Origin of the sequence: Aldersonia kunmingensis, from assembly GCF_001646865.1 — a bacterium.
Classification (GTDB): domain Bacteria; phylum Actinomycetota; class Actinomycetes; order Mycobacteriales; family Mycobacteriaceae; genus Aldersonia; species Aldersonia kunmingensis.
This window is the reverse complement of the sequence record NZ_LRRB01000250.1, coordinates 17,906-32,483: the sequence shown is the minus strand read 5'-3', so window position 1 is coordinate 32,483 and position 14,578 is coordinate 17,906. Positions and strand designations below refer to the sequence as shown.

The 14,578-nt window shown below is 66.5% G+C and carries 16 protein-coding genes; 7 read left to right on the top strand and 9 right to left on the bottom strand.

The genetic code is table 11. From position 1 onward, the window contains the following. Nucleotides 1–6: 6 nt before the first annotated feature. Nucleotides 7–1,041, bottom strand: a complete 1,035-nt coding sequence (locus A8G08_RS19380) for a beta-propeller fold lactonase family protein (RefSeq protein WP_157108672.1) — start codon at nucleotides 1,039–1,041, stop codon at nucleotides 7–9. A gap of 229 nt (nucleotides 1,042–1,270) precedes the next feature. On the opposite strand from A8G08_RS19380, the gene A8G08_RS19375 reads away from it, so the two are divergent. Then, on the top strand, nucleotides 1,271–1,912 hold the full coding sequence (locus A8G08_RS19375) for a TetR/AcrR family transcriptional regulator (protein ID WP_068277822.1): 642 nt from the start codon (nucleotides 1,271–1,273) through the stop codon (nucleotides 1,910–1,912). A gap of 4 nt (nucleotides 1,913–1,916) precedes the next feature. On the opposite strand, the gene A8G08_RS19370 is transcribed toward A8G08_RS19375, so the two are convergent. From A8G08_RS19370 to A8G08_RS19355, 4 genes are all read right to left on the bottom strand, one after another. Continuing rightward, on the bottom strand, nucleotides 1,917–2,108 hold the full coding sequence (locus tag A8G08_RS19370) for a hypothetical protein (protein WP_068277885.1): 192 nt from the start codon (nucleotides 2,106–2,108) through the stop codon (nucleotides 1,917–1,919). A 70-nt stretch (nucleotides 2,109–2,178) separates the two neighbouring features. Further along, nucleotides 2,179–2,757: a TetR/AcrR family transcriptional regulator gene (locus A8G08_RS19365; RefSeq protein WP_068277820.1), complete on the bottom strand. Its 579-nt coding sequence runs from the start codon at nucleotides 2,755–2,757 to the stop codon at nucleotides 2,179–2,181. Further along, the gene (locus tag A8G08_RS19360; protein WP_084436553.1) at nucleotides 2,754–3,638 is read right to left on the bottom strand and encodes a phosphatase PAP2 family protein; all 885 of its coding nucleotides are present in this window, start codon (nucleotides 3,636–3,638) and stop codon (nucleotides 2,754–2,756) included. Before A8G08_RS19360 ends, A8G08_RS19365 begins: the two co-directional genes overlap by 4 nt. Before the next feature lie 85 nt (nucleotides 3,639–3,723). Further along, nucleotides 3,724–3,936 carry a BldC family transcriptional regulator gene (locus A8G08_RS19355; protein WP_068277878.1) on the bottom strand — a complete coding sequence of 71 codons (213 nt, stop codon included), beginning with the start codon at nucleotides 3,934–3,936 and terminating at the stop codon, nucleotides 3,724–3,726. Between the two features lie 192 nt (nucleotides 3,937–4,128). Here A8G08_RS19355 and A8G08_RS19350 point away from each other — a divergent pair, with 192 nt between their 5' ends. The 5 genes from A8G08_RS19350 to A8G08_RS19330 all read left to right on the top strand — a co-directional run bounded on the left by A8G08_RS19350 (nucleotide 4,129) and on the right by A8G08_RS19330 (nucleotide 7,105). Further along, nucleotides 4,129–4,497 (top strand): DUF4229 domain-containing protein, encoded by a 369-nt coding sequence (locus A8G08_RS19350; protein ID WP_245672906.1) that lies wholly within the window; start codon nucleotides 4,129–4,131, stop codon nucleotides 4,495–4,497. After that, the gene (gene cds1 / locus A8G08_RS19345) at nucleotides 4,494–5,582 is read left to right on the top strand and encodes an L-cysteine desulfhydrase Cds1 (RefSeq protein WP_068277812.1); all 1,089 of its coding nucleotides are present in this window, start codon (nucleotides 4,494–4,496) and stop codon (nucleotides 5,580–5,582) included. Before A8G08_RS19350 ends, cds1 begins: the two co-directional genes overlap by 4 nt. A gap of 299 nt (nucleotides 5,583–5,881) precedes the next feature. After that, nucleotides 5,882–6,103, top strand: coding sequence for a hypothetical protein (locus A8G08_RS19340; RefSeq protein WP_068277875.1), 222 nt, complete (start codon nucleotides 5,882–5,884; stop codon nucleotides 6,101–6,103). Next, the gene (locus A8G08_RS19335; protein WP_068277810.1) at nucleotides 6,103–6,690 is read left to right on the top strand and encodes a Clp protease N-terminal domain-containing protein; all 588 of its coding nucleotides are present in this window, start codon (nucleotides 6,103–6,105) and stop codon (nucleotides 6,688–6,690) included. Before A8G08_RS19340 ends, A8G08_RS19335 begins: the two co-directional genes overlap by 1 nt. 34 nt (nucleotides 6,691–6,724) lie before the next feature. Continuing rightward, nucleotides 6,725–7,105 carry a phage holin family protein gene (locus A8G08_RS19330; protein WP_068277808.1) on the top strand — a complete coding sequence of 127 codons (381 nt, stop codon included), beginning with the start codon at nucleotides 6,725–6,727 and terminating at the stop codon, nucleotides 7,103–7,105. Nucleotides 7,106–7,107: 2 nt separating this feature from the next. Here A8G08_RS19330 and A8G08_RS19325 read toward each other — a convergent pair whose 3' ends face one another. Then, nucleotides 7,108–7,977, bottom strand: a complete 870-nt coding sequence (locus tag A8G08_RS19325; RefSeq protein WP_068277804.1) for a 1,4-dihydroxy-2-naphthoate polyprenyltransferase — start codon at nucleotides 7,975–7,977, stop codon at nucleotides 7,108–7,110. A 152-nt stretch (nucleotides 7,978–8,129) separates the two neighbouring features. On the opposite strand from A8G08_RS19325, the gene A8G08_RS19320 reads away from it, so the two are divergent. Then, on the top strand, nucleotides 8,130–11,396 hold the full coding sequence (locus A8G08_RS19320; protein ID WP_245672905.1) for an AfsR/SARP family transcriptional regulator: 3,267 nt from the start codon (nucleotides 8,130–8,132) through the stop codon (nucleotides 11,394–11,396). A 147-nt stretch (nucleotides 11,397–11,543) separates the two neighbouring features. Here the strand turns inward: A8G08_RS19320 and A8G08_RS19315 are convergent, their stop codons facing one another. Genes A8G08_RS19315 through menE form a run of 3 tightly spaced genes read right to left on the bottom strand, consistent with a single transcriptional unit; the run spans nucleotide 11,544 to nucleotide 14,576 of the window. Beyond that, a complete protein-coding gene (locus A8G08_RS19315; RefSeq protein ID WP_068277802.1) occupies nucleotides 11,544–12,377 on the bottom strand; it encodes an ABC transporter permease in 834 nt (277 codons plus the stop codon). Beyond that, on the bottom strand, nucleotides 12,374–13,357 hold the full coding sequence (locus A8G08_RS19310; RefSeq protein WP_068277799.1) for an ATP-binding cassette domain-containing protein: 984 nt from the start codon (nucleotides 13,355–13,357) through the stop codon (nucleotides 12,374–12,376). Before A8G08_RS19310 ends, A8G08_RS19315 begins: the two co-directional genes overlap by 4 nt. A 58-nt stretch (nucleotides 13,358–13,415) precedes the next feature. Next, nucleotides 13,416–14,576 carry an o-succinylbenzoate--CoA ligase gene (gene menE, locus A8G08_RS19305; RefSeq protein WP_068277796.1) on the bottom strand — a complete coding sequence of 387 codons (1,161 nt, stop codon included), beginning with the start codon at nucleotides 14,574–14,576 and terminating at the stop codon, nucleotides 13,416–13,418. Nucleotides 14,577–14,578: the final 2 nt, after the last annotated feature.

Here is a 14,578-nt window from a genome sequence, read left to right as displayed (position 1 = left end):
GACCCCCTATTTCACGACCCCGGGAATCGCGACGGCCATTGGTAGGTTTCCAGCGGTGATCTCGCCGACTTCGCCGAATGTTGTTGTGTCATAGATGCGTACAACTCCACCGGGGCGCCAGGACTTGACGAACGCCGGGATCGCATAGCCGATTCCCAAGGGGCTGATAACCGTGCCCGGCGGGGTTGTCGGGACGTATACGCGGCTGCCGTCCTTGGAGAAGGTGACGCCGATGCCCCAGCCGCCGGTTTGGTGGATGCGGCGGACGTGTCCGGTGGCGATGTCGATGACGGCGACCTGGCCGCTGAAGTACGCCATCCACAGGTGTCTCCCGTCGGGGCTCACGCCGCCGTACGCGGGGGAACTCAACTCCCCTGGCAGGACCACTCGCGCGCGAATGCTTTTCGTCGCGGTGTCGATGAGGGAGATACCGGTGCTGTCCGCAACGGACAGCGTGGATCCGTCCGGTGAGAGCGCCATCTGCTGTGGTGCCGGCCCGGCGGTGTAGATGGGAGTGCTCTCGGTGGACACGCCGGTCCGTCGGTCGATGTGGTAGACGAGGTTCGGAAAGGCGGTGACCCACAAGTCTTTTCCATGTTCATCACCGATCACGCCCGACGGAATCGATGTAGTGCGATAGGTCGCGGTCACCTCATCCCGTGCGGTGTCGAGCACGAGTAGTTCCCGGGGGATATACGCCGCCGTGAATACTTCGCGTCCGTGCGCGGGGGCCGACCCGATGGCCAAGCCGGACGTCGGAATCCGTTTCCGCACGGCGTGGGTGCAGGTGTCGACGACGGAGATATTTGCGTAACCGAGATCGAATACCGGGACGTCATCCACATACAACTTTGTGCCGTCGGCGTTGACGTTGACGTTCCACGGATGCTCGAACCCGCCGATCGTTCCCACCACGCGATTGGTTGTGAGGTCCAGTATGGAAACGGTTCCGTCGCCTTGATTGGAGAAGTAGCCGCGGTTCTTCAGGGCCTGCGGGCTGCAATCCAAACTCGGTTGGGCAGTCGCGATTGCCGGGCCCACCAGGGCACCTACGGACATCAGGGTCGCACACGCGGCGGTCAGAATTCTCGTTCGCACAACGCTCCTGTTCGACAGTGAACATGCTGGGACGTAATGCATTTGGGCAGCAGTCATTCGGGTGCGCCGAGGCCCCCGAGTTCCGGGCCGTGCCTGTTGGAACTTCACATACAGCTGTATGTGAGATGCGACCGTATCTCAGCCACCCCACGAGTGCAATAGGGTTTCTCCCGTGAGCGCTGCCTCGTCGGACCCCAACCCCACCCGGGCACGCCGGGCGGCGCAGGCCGAGGCCACCAAGGAGGCCCTCGTTGCCGCCGCGCGAAAGTTGTTTGTGACCAAGGGTTTCGACGACACCAGCACCGACGAGATCGTCGCTGCCGCCGGAGTAGGTACGCGCGGGGCGCTCTATCACCACTTCGCAGACAAGAAGGCGCTCTTCGAGGCGGTGGTGCTCGATATCGAGCAAGAGCTACTCAGAAATGTTGCCGCCGAATTCACCGTGACCGACAACGCCGGGGCGTTCGATCTCCTGCAGCAGGAAGCGCACGCATTTCTTCGAGCCTGCCTGAGTCCCGATGTGCAACGAATTCTGCTCATCGACGGTCGCGCGGTTTTGGGATGGCAGCGCTGGCGAGAGATCGAGAGTCGCCACGGGGTCACGGTGATGCGCGCCTTGCTCGAGCAGGCGTCGAAGGACGGGGACCTGGCCGCAGGGGTGCCGATCGATGTCCTGGCGAACATCCTGCTCGCCGCGCTCGACGAAGCCGCGTTGTTCATCGCCACGTCCGGCGGTTCGACAGCAGCACACGACGAGGCCGTCGCGGGAATGAACGTGATTCTGGACGGGCTTCGAACTCGCCCGAGCGGTTAGGGACCTACTGCGCGTCGCGCTGGTCCGGCTCGGGTCCATCGGAGCGGCGCTCGCGCTTCATGCGCCACATGAAGTCGGGATCGTCCTCCGGGCCACGGACTCGCCCGGGACTCGGCGTGCGCAACTGGGGACCGAATGCCTTCCAGGCCAGCACGGCCAGCGTCACCAGCACGATCAGCGCCAATACGTAGATCACGACGCCCACCTCCTGCTGTCGAGACTAGCGCCGCTAGGTCACAAAGGCATACGCGTGGGGTCAGCCGAGATCAGTGCGCGACCTTGTGACGGCGGCGGATGGTGCGCAGCATCGCCTCGATGGATTCCACGACTATCGGCCGGAGCAGATCGGGGTCGGCGTCACCATGATCGACGACTGCGCTGTACATGCCGCCGAGCGCCATGCTCGCCACGATCTGCTCGGACTCGTCGAGGTCTGCGCCGAGCAGCAGAGTGTCGATGTGCTCGCGAACGCGCTCGGTTTGCGCGAGGACGATCGGGTTCGCCCGGGCCGCGGGGTCACGGGTGATGAACCCGATCAGCTGCTGGTGTGCGAGGAGTCCGTCGAGGAAATCGGTGAGCGCCGCGCGGCGGGCGGCCGGCGACGGCTTGTCGATCTCGGCGGCCCGGAGCCGTGCCTCGAGGTCGGCGAAGATCGGCTCGACGAGCGCGGCGAGCAGATCGTCCTTGGACCGGAAGTGGTAGTACAGCGCGGCCTTCGTCACCGGCAGGACATCGGCGATCTGTTGCAGCGACGTCGCCTCGAAACCGTGGTCGGCGAACAGGACGACAGCGGCAGCCAGGATGCGTTCCCTGGTGCCTTCGCGGGTGGGCGATGGGGCAGTCATGCTGCCAGTTCTCTGTCCTCGATCTCGCTTTTCTGGGTCAATTGTCGCGCACTACGACGCTTGCTGAGTAGGACGACGACCAGCAGCGAAATGGCCAGCAATGCCAGGCCGGCGACGGCGTCGAGCAGGAAATGATTGCCGGTCGCCATCACCACGAAAACGGTGATGATGGGGTGGGCGAGGCCGACCATCCGGAGCCAGATCGGCTGCGCGCAGGCGAACAGGACCAGCCCGACCCAGATCGCCCACATGCAGTGCACCGAGGGCATTGCGGCGTACGGGTTGGAGATCGCATCCGAGGCAGGCGCGCCGCTGTCGGGCCACCAACCCCAGCCGGCGAACTCGGCCATGATGTCGTGCAGTCCATTGGGCTCGCCGATCAGGCGCGGTGGCGCCGTCGGCGTGAGATAGAAGCCGATCAGGGCCGCACCCGTCGCGAGCATGAGTACGGAGCGCGCCCGTGTGTAGACCTGTGGGCGGCGGACGTAAAGCCAGATCAACAGCGCCGGTGTGACGACGAAATGCAGTGACGCGTAGTAGAAGCAGGACGGGACCGCGACTACCGGATTCCCGTGCAGCCAGTCATTGAGCAGGGGTTCCACATCGATCGCGAGGGCGTTCTCGATGTCGGCGATGATGTTCGCGTTCGCGTAGGCCGCTTCGCGGACGTTGCCGACATGGTTGCGAATCATGCTGTACACGGCGTAGCACGCGGCAAGAAGCGCGATTTCGAACCACCAGGCGGGGCGGCGTGCGGTGCCGACTACGCGCCGCGAGGGGTCGTTGACGATCAGTGCGGCTGCGTATTTTCGCCACCAGGCACGAGCGGGCACACGGTCCGGCCCTTCGGGCGAACCGGACGACCTGACGTTAGGTGCCATCGCGACCCTCCTGTGGGCCGAAAATACACCCGCTATTAACCGGGCGGCAAGTAAAAACCTACCGGTCGATAGGTCAAAGCAGAGGTCAGCTGACCGTTGCTTCGGTGGTGAGGGAGGCCAGCAGATTCATGACCTCGGCCTCGCGGAACCGGCGATGACCACCCGGTGTGCGGAGCGAACTCAGCCGTCCGGCGAGCGCCCACCTGGTCACGGTCTTGGGATCGACGTGGAACAGCGCCGCCACCTGCCCAGGGGTCATCAAGGCTTCGTGGCCACCATGAAAGGCGGGTGCGGTCATCGGTTTTACCCCCGGGTTCTCGACGTCGGTTGCCGTCGCCATAGTTGCATTCGGAGGCCCGGGTACTCGAACCCTCTAATTCAGGTAAAGGGGAGGTAATGGACAAAACGGATACTCGGGACTCGCCAAAGATTGGGCGGGATTCCGGTCCCGGCGAGCGGGCGCATGCAGCGCATCGCCTACGCTGACCTGGTGGCCGAAGATACTCCGACTCCCCACTCGACGACTAGCCCGGGCGGTCGGTTGGCACGCAACCTCGCGCTCTACACCTTGGCACGGCTCGGTCTCGTCATCGTTCTCGCGGCCGTCATCCTCGGTGTTGCAGCGCTCGTAGACGTCGATGTTCCGCTGCTCGTCGCGTTGATTTTCGCCGTAGTCATTGCACTTCCGCTGTCGCTCGTGCTGTTCAAGAAGCTGCGCATCCAGGTCAACGAATCCATTACCGATGTCGACGAGAAGCGCCGCCGCGACAAGGCGGATCTGCGTGCCAAGCTGCGCGGTGACGGTAAGGATGGCGCCGCCCGCCGCGGCGACGGGGAAGGCGGGAGCGCGTCGCGATGACCACCGTTGACCGCAGCGTCTCCCGTGAATGGGTCGACAATGCGGTCCGGCTCATCGAGGCGGACGCTCAACGCAGCGCCGACACCCACCTGCTGCGATATCCGCTACCTGCCGACTGGTCGGTGCAGCTCTATCTCAAAGACGAATCCACCCACATCACCGGCAGCCTGAAGCACCGGCTGGCCCGGTCGCTGTTCCTCTACGCGATCTGCAATGGCTGGGTCACCGAAGGCACCACCGTCGTCGAGGCGTCATCGGGATCGACGGCGGTCAGCGAGGCGTATTTCGCGAGTCTGCTCGGCCTCGAATTCGTTGCCGTGATGCCCGCAAGCACGAGCCCGCAGAAGATCGCGCTAATCGAGGCGCAGGGCGGGCGCTGTCACTTCGTGGACCAGCCCTCGGCGATCTACGTCGAGGCAGCGCGGCTGGCCGAAGAGACCGACGGCCACTACATGGACCAGTTCACGCACGCCGAGCGGGCCACGGACTGGCGCGGGAACAACAACATCGCCGAGTCGATCTTCGAGCAGCTGGCCCTCGAGCAGCATCCGGTGCCGGACTGGGTCGTCGTCGGCGCGGGCACCGGCGGGACGAGCGCCACGATCGGCCGCTATATCCGTTATCGACGACACCACACGCGGCTCGCGGTCGTCGACCCCGAGAACTCCGCATTCTTCGGCTCGTACGAGACGGGCGCGCGGGAGTACCAGACCGGGATGTCGTCGCGGATCGAAGGCATCGGGCGCCCCCGCGTCGAGCCGTCCTTCATCGCGCAGGTCGTGGACCGGATGATCGCCGTTCCCGACGCGGCGTCCCTCGCGGCGATGCGGCACGGCAGCGTGGCGCTCGGTCGGCGCGTCGGCGGATCGACCGGCACCAACCTGTGGGGCACGTTCGGACTGATCGCCGAGATGCTCGCGGCCGGCCGGTCGGGCAGCGTCGTCACGCTGCTCTGTGATGGCGGGGACCGGTATACCGGAACGTATTTCGACGACGACTGGGTGCGCGAGCAGGGGATGGACCTGAGTGGTCCCGCGGCCCAGCTCGACGATTTCGCCAAGACCGGGAGCTGGCCGGCGTCCTGAGCGCGCTGCTTTCGCGGTGATCACGAGCATCTGGCCCCTCGGATCGGCGTGTCGGCGGCCATTTGTTCGGTCTCGCGACACCGAACGGATGGCCCCAATAATTGGGGTTGCGGCGGCCATTTGCTCGTGATCACGGTGACCGAGCGCTTCTGCAGCGCTCATCTGAAGTGGTCGTGAACGGAAGATTTGTTGCGTTAGACGGGGTGAACGCTTCCGTTCACTCCGGAAAATGGAGTGCGCTCATGCACAGGTTGTCAATCAACATTGACGGATCCGAGCTGTCAACCTACATTGACACCATGACCGAAGCGACGAACCTCGCTGCCGCCGCCGGCAGCCCCGACCCGAAGGTGGGTCTGCGCGCGGTACTCGCGCTGCGACGGCTGGCCGAGCGGCTCGAGGCGATCCAGGTGGACAACGCCCGCACCCAGGGCTGGTCGTGGCAGCAGATCGCCGACTCCCTCGAGGTGAGCAGGCAGGCGGTCCATCAGAAGCACAACCGACGAGGAAGGATCCGCTGATGTTCGAGCGGTTCAGCAAGGACGCCCGGGCCGCCGTGATTGCCGCGCAGGATCAGGCGCGCGGCCTGAACAGTCCGGTTATCGACGTCGAACACATCCTGCTCGGTGTGCTTGCGAGCGCCGACCATCCGCTCGCAATCTTGCTCGAACAACACGGGCTGACGCTCGATGCCGCGACGAGTGCGTTGAGCGCGGGCATCGACCAGCCGGGTTCGGAGCCGTTCGGCGAGGAGGACGCCGAGGCGCTGCGCTCGATCGGGATCGATCTCGACGCCGTCCGGCGCAGCCTCGCAGAGACCTTTGGTGAGGATGCGGTGGAACGACCGACGGCCGACTCGGACGAGCCGCGCGGATTCCTCGCGCGGTTGCGCGGCAATCACATTCCGTTCACGCCGGGCGCGAAGAAGACGCTCGAACTCGCACTGCGGGAAGCAATCGCGCGCAAGGACGACCGCATCGCCACCGAGCACCTACTGCTCGGGATTCTGCGCGCACCCAGCGCTGTCGCGCGGGGACTCGTCGAGGCGCACATACCGATCGGGGATCTGCGAGCCAAGGTGCTCGACCTGCTCGATCGAGCCGCCTGAGGCGCCGGGATTCGAACTGTGCCAGCATCGCAGCATGATTTTCCTTGCGCGCGTGCTGATCAACGCGGTGGCGCTGTGGCTGGCGGCATCCTGGGTGTCCGGTATCGATATCTCGAGCTCCGGCCGGGGAACCACCTGGGATGTCGTGGTCACTCTTGGTATTGCCGCGGTGTTCACTGTGGTGAACATGCTGGTGAAGCCGCTGGTCAAGTTGCTGTCGCTGCCGCTGGTGATTCTCACCCTCGGGATCTTCCTGATCGTCATCAACGCACTGATGCTGATGCTCACGTCGTGGATCACCGAGACCACCGACTACGGGCTGCACGTCGACGGCTTCTGGACCGCCGTTTGGGGCGGGATCATCATCTCGATCGTGAACTTCGCGCTCGGGCTGCTCGTGCCCGACAAGGACTGAACTCAGGCGACCGCGAGCGCGATGCCCGTTGCCAGGGACCACACCAACATCGCGAGACCGGTATCGCGAAGTGCGGGAATCAGTTCCATCCCGTGGCCGCCGGACCGGACCGGCGCATTCGCGCGCACGGCCAGCGGCACGGCGAGCAGGCCCACCAGCGCCCACGGCGAGCGCGCGACGAGGACCAGCGTCGCGACGACCGGAACCGCGAGCAACGCGAGATGCAAAACGCGGGTGCGTGCGTCGCCGAATCGCACGGCCAGCGTGATCTTGCCCGAGACGGTGTCGGTCGGGATATCGCGCAGGTTGTTGGCCACCAGTACCGCGCTGGAGAAGCTGCCGACCGCGACCGCGCACACCAGGCCGGCCCAGTCCACCTCTTCCGCCTGCACGTACTGGGTGCCGAGCACAGCCACCAGGCCGAAGAAGACGAACACCGCGATTTCGCCGAAGCCGCTATAGCCGTATGGCTTTTGCCCGCCGGTATAGAACCAGGCGCCGGCGATGCACGCGGCGCCGATCGCGACGAGCCACCATGCCGTCGTCACCGCGAGCACCAGGCCCGCGACCGCCGCGATGGCCAGGCTGGCCACCGCGGCATTGCGAACGGCGGTCGGCGTCGCGACCCGCGAGCCCACAAGGCGCAGCGGACCGATTCGGTCGTCGTCGGTGCCGCGAATTCCGTCGGAATAGTCGTTGGCGTAATTGACGCCGATGATGAGGGCCAACGACACCACGAGCGCCAGCAGCGCCTTCCACCACACCGCGCCGTCGATGGACGCCGCCGCACCGGTTCCAGCGAACACCGGGGCGATCGCGTTCGGCAGGGTGCGCGGGCGTGCGCCTTCGATCCACTGGGCCACAGATGCCATGACTCGATCCTTCCACGATGACCGGCCATGCCCAGGGCGAGCATCGCGCGCGACCGGAACTCGCTGGTCGCCCGCATATGTTGCGACATATCGGACACCTCGACGCGGCGGGTGGCAGCATCGCCCGGCCCGCGAATACGATTCGGAGCATCGTGTCCATACAGTCAGCCGCGGCGGGAAGCGACCTGGCGGAGTCCGTGAACGCACCGGTTGTGGTGGCTCTGCTCGGTGAGGTGTGCACGCGCCGCAATGGCGAGCTTGTGCCGCTTCCGGGTGCGCGGGCCCGCAGCCTGATTGCTGCGCTCGCCTGCCGGCCCGGACAGAGCCGCAGCGCACAGGGATTGATCGACGACGTGTGGGGTGACTCGCCGCCGCGTTCGCCGATGAACGCACTGCACACGCAGGTGTCACGGCTGCGGGCCGCGCTGCCCGAGGGTGCGCTGGAAGCCGGCCCGGCCGGTTACCGGCTGGCCCTCGGTGAGGGCGAGGTCGATCTGACGCTCGCGCGAAGCCTCGCCCGCGATGCGCGGCGCGCAACCGAGTCGGGGGATTCGCGAGGTTGTCTCGCGGCCGTGGCGCGTGCCCGGACGCTATGGCGCGGCGAACCAGGTGCCGACCTTCCCGATGGCGAACCCGCGCGCGACCTATCCCGCCAAGCTCAGGCGTGCTTCGAGGCGCTGGCGGATCTGCAGATCGACGCGCTCACGACGATCGGCGACTTCGACGCTGCGCTGCCACTCGTGCGCGTGCGGTCGGATCGCAGCCCGCTCGACGAACCGGCCCACCTCGACCTGATGCGCGTACTTGCCGAACTCGGCCGCGGCAACGAAGCGCTCGATGTTTTCGCCGCGCTGCGCGAACGGCTCGCCGATCAGCTCGGCACCGATCCGGGCGCAGCGCTGGTGGAACTCAACACGCGAATCCTGCGGGGCGAGACCGAGACTCGACCGATTGAGCGCCCGCCCGCGGCGATCGGGCTGCGCGCGGCACCGAACGTATTGCTCGGGCGCGATGCCGACCTTGCGGCCATAGAGGTGTCGGTGGACCGGGCGCGGGTGACGACAATCCTGGGACCCGGCGGCACCGGAAAGACCAGGGTGGCCAACGAAATCGGGCTGCGGCTGTCCGATCAGCGCCACGTTGTTCTGGTTGAGCTTGCCTCGGTGCGCAGCGGTGACGATGTTGTGGCGTCGATCTGCTCGGTACTGGGGCTGAGCGAGACCGAATTGCAGCCCGGCGCCCGTGTCCGTGCGCAGTTGCATACCGCTTACGAACGGCTCAAGATCGCGCTGTCGCTGCGCCCGACGCTGCTGATCCTGGACAACTGCGAACAAGTGGTGGACGCGGTCGCTACGGTGGTCGCCGATCTGGTCGCCGCGACGGGGACGCTCTCGGTCCTGACGACAAGCCGTTCGCCACTGATGATTTCGGCCGAGACCGTGTATCCGTTGCCGCCGCTCGAGGTCGATGAGGCGGGTTCGCCGGCCACCGAGCTCTTCCGTGCACGAGCGCTGGCGGTGCGGCCCTCGGCACGCCTCGACCCGGTCGAGGTGGCCCGACTGTGCCGCACTCTCGACGGTCTGCCGCTGGCCATCGAGCTTGCCGCCGCCCGGGTGCGCGCCATGTCGGTCGAGGAGATCAACAACAGGCTCGTCGATCGATTCGTGTTGTTGCGCAGCGCCGATCGCAGTTCGCCGGATCGGCACCGCACGCTGCGCGCAGTGATCGAGTGGAGTTGGCGGCTGCTCGATCCGCCGCAACAGGCCGCACTGCGTCGACTGTGCAGATTCCCGGCCGGTTTCTCGTTGGAATCCGCTGCGGTGGTGGCGGAATGGGGAGCGGTCGACGATATTGCAACGGCCCTCGACGGACTCGTGAATCAATCGCTGCTCGGCGTCGACGAGACCGAAATCGCTGGGCTGCGCTATCACATGCTCGAGACCGTGCGCGAGTTCGGCGACGACCTCCTCGAAGCCGATCCGGACGGCGAGGCCGACGAGGTGGCCCGGCGGATGGCGCAATGGGCATGCGCATGCGCGGCCGAGGTGGCCACCCTCGTCATCGACGACCAGATTCGCGCCATGAATCTCCTCGAAGCCGAGCACGACAATCTAATTGCTGTGCTGCGCAATGCAATTACCACGGGCGATGCGCGCACGGCGTACCACGTTTTCCCGGTACTCGGCACGCTGTGGGCGATGCGTGGTGCGCACTCCGAGGTGTACAACTGGTCCATCCGGGTGCTTGCCGTAGACCCAAGCGGTGCGGATTGGGACGAGATTCCGGGCGACCTGTTGACCCTCGCCTACCTGCTTGCCGGTCTGCATATGGCCATCGGGCGCGGGACTCGGGGAACGGCACTGGCGCGCAGCCGAATTCGGCGCCTGTTGCGCGAGCGTGCCGATATTTCCAGCGCGATGCTTTTTGTCGGCCGGTTGATGTGTCTGCCGCCGAACGGCTTCGGCACTGCCCGGTTGCTCGCCGAGGAGGTGCGCTCCGGGGACCGAACGACCCGAATCGCGGCGCTCATCGCGCGGGCGAACTTCGCCGAGAATTTCGGCGGCGCCTACCTGTCGCGCCGGGATGCGCTGGCCGCGTTGGTGCTTGCCGAACAGGGCAACGACGTGTGGACCACCACGATGGCGAGCCAGCACCTCGGCAGCCTGTACGGGCAGTCTGCGCAGTACGCGGAATCGGTCGAGTACTACCGGCGGGCGGCGGATTCCGCGGCGATCCTGCACGCGCACGAGGAACGAGTTGAGATCCGGGCGTACCTGAATGCGTCGCTAATCGGGTCGGGTCGCGTCGCAGAGGCCCGGCGCGACCTTGCCGAATTCGTCAGCGCCGCTGACGGGCTCATCGGCTCCGGTATTTCCGTCACCGGGGAAGCGAACCAACGGCTCGCGAGCGTGCAGGCAACCCTGGCCGAGGCCGACCTCGCCGACGGAAACATCGAGCGCGGGCTTGCGGGGTACCGCAATGCGCTCGCGATTGTCGGCTGGCCGGCTGCCATGCAGCCCAACCCAGGGCCGTCGGTCACGATGCACGCGAGCGCGGTGATCGGAGCGCATGTACGCCATGGCCAGGCGGACAAGGTCCGCACGACGGTCGCCGACCTCACCGCGCTCGCCCTGGATTGGATGCCGAAATACCCCGACCTGCCGCAGATTGGAGCGCTCGGCGCGGCCATCGGAAGCTACCGGATCGCGACCGGTATCGACGCCGAGAGCGGGCTGCGAATGGTCGCCCTTGCCGCGAATGCGCGGGCACGGCAGGACCTTCCGTCGATGTCGATCGCGAAGTACCTCGACTTGGCTCGGGAATCGCTCGGGGACGAGACGGTGAACGCGGCGCTGCAGGCCGCGACCGGAGTGCCGCGCCGCCGCGCGGCGGACGAGATCATCGACCTGCTCCGCTGAGGCGCCGTCGCCGGGGCCAAACGGGGGCGAATTGTGTTCGTGGGGCGAAGTTTTGCGCCCGGGACGAAGTTTTGCACTCTTGAGGCATGGAACGCGAGAATGCCCGGCGAACCCTTGGGGCTCGCCGGGCATCCGTAGATCAGGCGGTCAGGCCTTGCGCATGTACATCCGCACGGTCAGCGGCGCGAAGATCGCGATGATGATCCCGGCACCAAGGATCGACCAGCCGAAGTGCGCGCCGATGTGACCGTCGTTTGCCAGGTCACGCACCGCGTACACCAGGTGGCTGATCGGGTTGACGTTGACGAACGCCTGCATCCAGCCGGGCATCGTCTCGACCGGCACGAACGCGCTCGACATGAAGGTCAGCGGGAACAGGATCAGCATCGAAACGCCCTGCACCGCAGAAGCCTTGCTCATGAGCACGCCCATCAGCGCGAAGATCCAGCTGGTCGCGAACGAGCAACCGATGACGAGCAGGCCGGCCGCGACGACGCCGACGATGCCGCCGTCGGGGCGGTAACCCATGATGAAGCCCATGACGAAAGTCAGCACGGTGGCAATGCCGTAGCGGACCATGTCGGCGGTCAGCGCACCGGACAGCGGTGCGATCCGCGCGATCGGTAACGACTTGAACCGGTCGAAGACGCCCTTGTCCATGTCTTCGCGCAGCTGCGTTCCGGTGACCACAGAGGTGATGATCACCGTCTGGACGAGGATGCCGGGGATGATGACCGGCAGGTAGCTGTGCACGTCGCCGGAGATCGCGCCGCCGAAAATGTAGGTGAACATCAGCGTGAACAGGATCGGCTGCAGAGTAACGTCGAACAGCTGTTCCGGGTTGTGCTTGATCTTGAGAATGCCGCGGTAAGCCATCGTGAAGGAGTGCTCCACCGACTGGCGCAGGCTGATGCGCTTCGTCGCGACCGGCCGGGCGGGCGCCTCGACGGGCGCGGGAGTGGTCAGGGTTGTAGTTGTCATGCGACGCTCCGTTCGGTTTCGGCATCGTCCTCGGCGCTGTGTCCGGTAAGGGTGAGGAAGACCTCGTCCAGGCTCGGCTTGGACACGGTGATCTCGTCGACGGCAATATCGTTGTCGCGCAGCCGGATCAGGATCTCGGGTGTGATGCTCGTATTGCTCATCGGCGCGGACAGCCGGCCGGCCTCGGGCGTGATGGCGACCTCGGTGCCGAGCTGGGTGGCGATCACCTGACGAGCCGCTTCGGTCTGAGTCCGGTCCACGAGGGTTAGCTGCAGCGTCGAAACACCAACGGACGCTTTGAGTTCGTCGGCGGTGCCATCGGCGATGACGCGGCCGCGGTCGATCACCGCGATCCGGTCGGCGAGCTGATCGGCCTCGTCGAGGTACTGGGTGGTGAGCAGCACGGTCGAACCCTCGCGCACCAGGCGGCGGATCGTCTCCCACATCTGGGCGCGGGTGCGCGGGTCGAGGCCGGTGGTCGGCTCATCGAGGAACAGCAGCGGGGGTGCGGCGATCAGGCTCGCGGCGAGGTCGAGCCGGCGACGCATACCGCCGGAGAAGTTCTTCAGCGGCTTGTTCGCTGCCTCGACGAGGTCGAATTCCTCGAGCAGTTCGTTGGACTTGCGCTTGGCGTCGGTTCGGCTGAGGCCGAGCAGCCGGGAGAAGATCACGAGGTTCTCGGTCGCGGTCATGTCTTCGTCGACGGAGGCGTACTGCCCGGTGACGCCGACGAGTGAGCGCACGGCGGTGGGCTCGCGCACCACGTCGTAGCCGAAGATTCGTGCGCTGCCCGCGTCCGGGCGAAGCAGGGTGGCGAGCATGCGGATGGTCGTCGTCTTGCCGGCGCCGTTGGGGCCGAGCACGCCGTACACCGACCCGGTGGGCACGGTGAGGCTGACTCCGTCGACCGCGCGCTGCTCCCCGAAGGTCTTCACCAGGCTGTCGGCCTCGACGGCCGGATGCATTGCTGGATTGGTCATGACACCTACAGTGCATGCCCCGTCTTGCACGGCCCTTGCGTCGCGCTTGCGCCGGGCTTCAGTTGCCGTCGTGCGCTGCAAGCGCAGCTCGCAAGGCCACCCGATCTACCTTGCCCGGCCCGCGCAGCGGCAGCGCGTCGAGCAGTTGGAGTTCCCGCGGTGCGGCCGTCGGGTCCAGCTGGTCTGTGACGTGTTTGCGCAGCTCATCGAGGGTGGGTGGGGTGCCGGTAGGGACTACCGCCGCGACCACCCGCTCGCCGAGTCGGGCATCGGGCAGGCCCACGATCGCGCATTCACGCACGCCGGGATGGGTGGTGAGGACGGCCTCCACGACTTGCGGCACCACGGTCAGCCCGCCGGTGGAAATCGCCTCGTCGAGGCGGCCAAGCACGCTGAGGACCCCGTCCTGCACTGCGCCCGCGTCGTCGGTGCGGAACCAGCCGGGCTGGGCGAATGCCGGGTGGTCCGGCAGTCCGCGATAGCTGGTGGCGAGGACGGTGCCGCCGAGCAGCACCCGCCCGTCCTCGGCGATGCGCACCCGAACCCCGTCGAGTGGGATCCCGTTGTAGACGCAGCCGCCACACGTCTCGCTCATGCCATAGGTCCGCACAATCGTGATTCCGGCAGCCTCCGCCCGCTCGCGCAACGGCACCGGCGTAGCGGCGCCGCCCAGCAAGACCGCGTCGAGGTCAGCCAGCGCAGCGGTGGCGGCGGGATCGTCGAGGGCCTTCACCAACTGGGTCGGCACCAGGGAGGTGTAGCGACGCGGCCCGGTCATGCGCTCGATGCCAGGCACGAGATCGGCGGGGTCGAACCCGCCGGAGACGTCGAGCACAACGGGTTCGGTGCCTGCGAGCACGGACCGCAGCAGCACCTGCAAACCGGCGATGTGGTGGGCGGGAAGGGCGAGCAGCCAGCCTCCTGGTCCACCGAGGAAGCTGTGTGTCGCGGAACCACTGGCCCGCAGCGCGGCAGCACTCAGCTGCGCGCCCTTCGGAACGCCAGTCGTGCCCGAAGTCGCGACTACGACAGCGATTTCGTCATCGATCGGCTCGCCGGGGCGCAATGCGGAGGCGAGTCGCTCGGTCTCGCGCGGATCGTCCGCCGGCACCGGGAGCACGGCGGGACCGGTGCCGTCCAGCACATCGCGCAGTGTGGGCAGCAGGTCGAGGACGCGCTGTCCGGACGGAATCGGAAGCGCGCGCAGGAGAGCGGTCACGC

What these genes read in the sequence shown, in the direction of transcription:
- A8G08_RS19365 (WP_068277820.1), bottom strand. Translation starts at nt 2,757, where the DNA reads ATGACTGCCCCATCGCCCACCCGCGAAGGCACCAGGGAACGCATCCTG.
- A8G08_RS19360 (WP_084436553.1), bottom strand. Translation starts at nt 3,638, where the DNA reads ATGGCACCTAACGTCAGGTCGTCCGGTTCGCCCGAAGGGCCGGACCGT.
- A8G08_RS19355 (WP_068277878.1), bottom strand. Translation starts at nt 3,936, where the DNA reads ATGACCGCACCCGCCTTTCATGGTGGCCACGAAGCCTTGATGACCCCT.
- cds1 (WP_068277812.1), top strand. Translation starts at nt 4,494, where the DNA reads ATGACCACCGTTGACCGCAGCGTCTCCCGTGAATGGGTCGACAATGCG.
- A8G08_RS19340 (WP_068277875.1), top strand. Translation starts at nt 5,882, where the DNA reads ATGACCGAAGCGACGAACCTCGCTGCCGCCGCCGGCAGCCCCGACCCG.
- A8G08_RS19335 (WP_068277810.1), top strand. Translation starts at nt 6,103, where the DNA reads ATGTTCGAGCGGTTCAGCAAGGACGCCCGGGCCGCCGTGATTGCCGCG.
- A8G08_RS19330 (WP_068277808.1), top strand. Translation starts at nt 6,725, where the DNA reads ATGATTTTCCTTGCGCGCGTGCTGATCAACGCGGTGGCGCTGTGGCTG.
- A8G08_RS19325 (WP_068277804.1), bottom strand. Translation starts at nt 7,977, where the DNA reads ATGGCATCTGTGGCCCAGTGGATCGAAGGCGCACGCCCGCGCACCCTG.
- A8G08_RS19315 (WP_068277802.1), bottom strand. Translation starts at nt 12,377, where the DNA reads ATGACAACTACAACCCTGACCACTCCCGCGCCCGTCGAGGCGCCCGCC.
- A8G08_RS19310 (WP_068277799.1), bottom strand. Translation starts at nt 13,357, where the DNA reads ATGACCAATCCAGCAATGCATCCGGCCGTCGAGGCCGACAGCCTGGTG.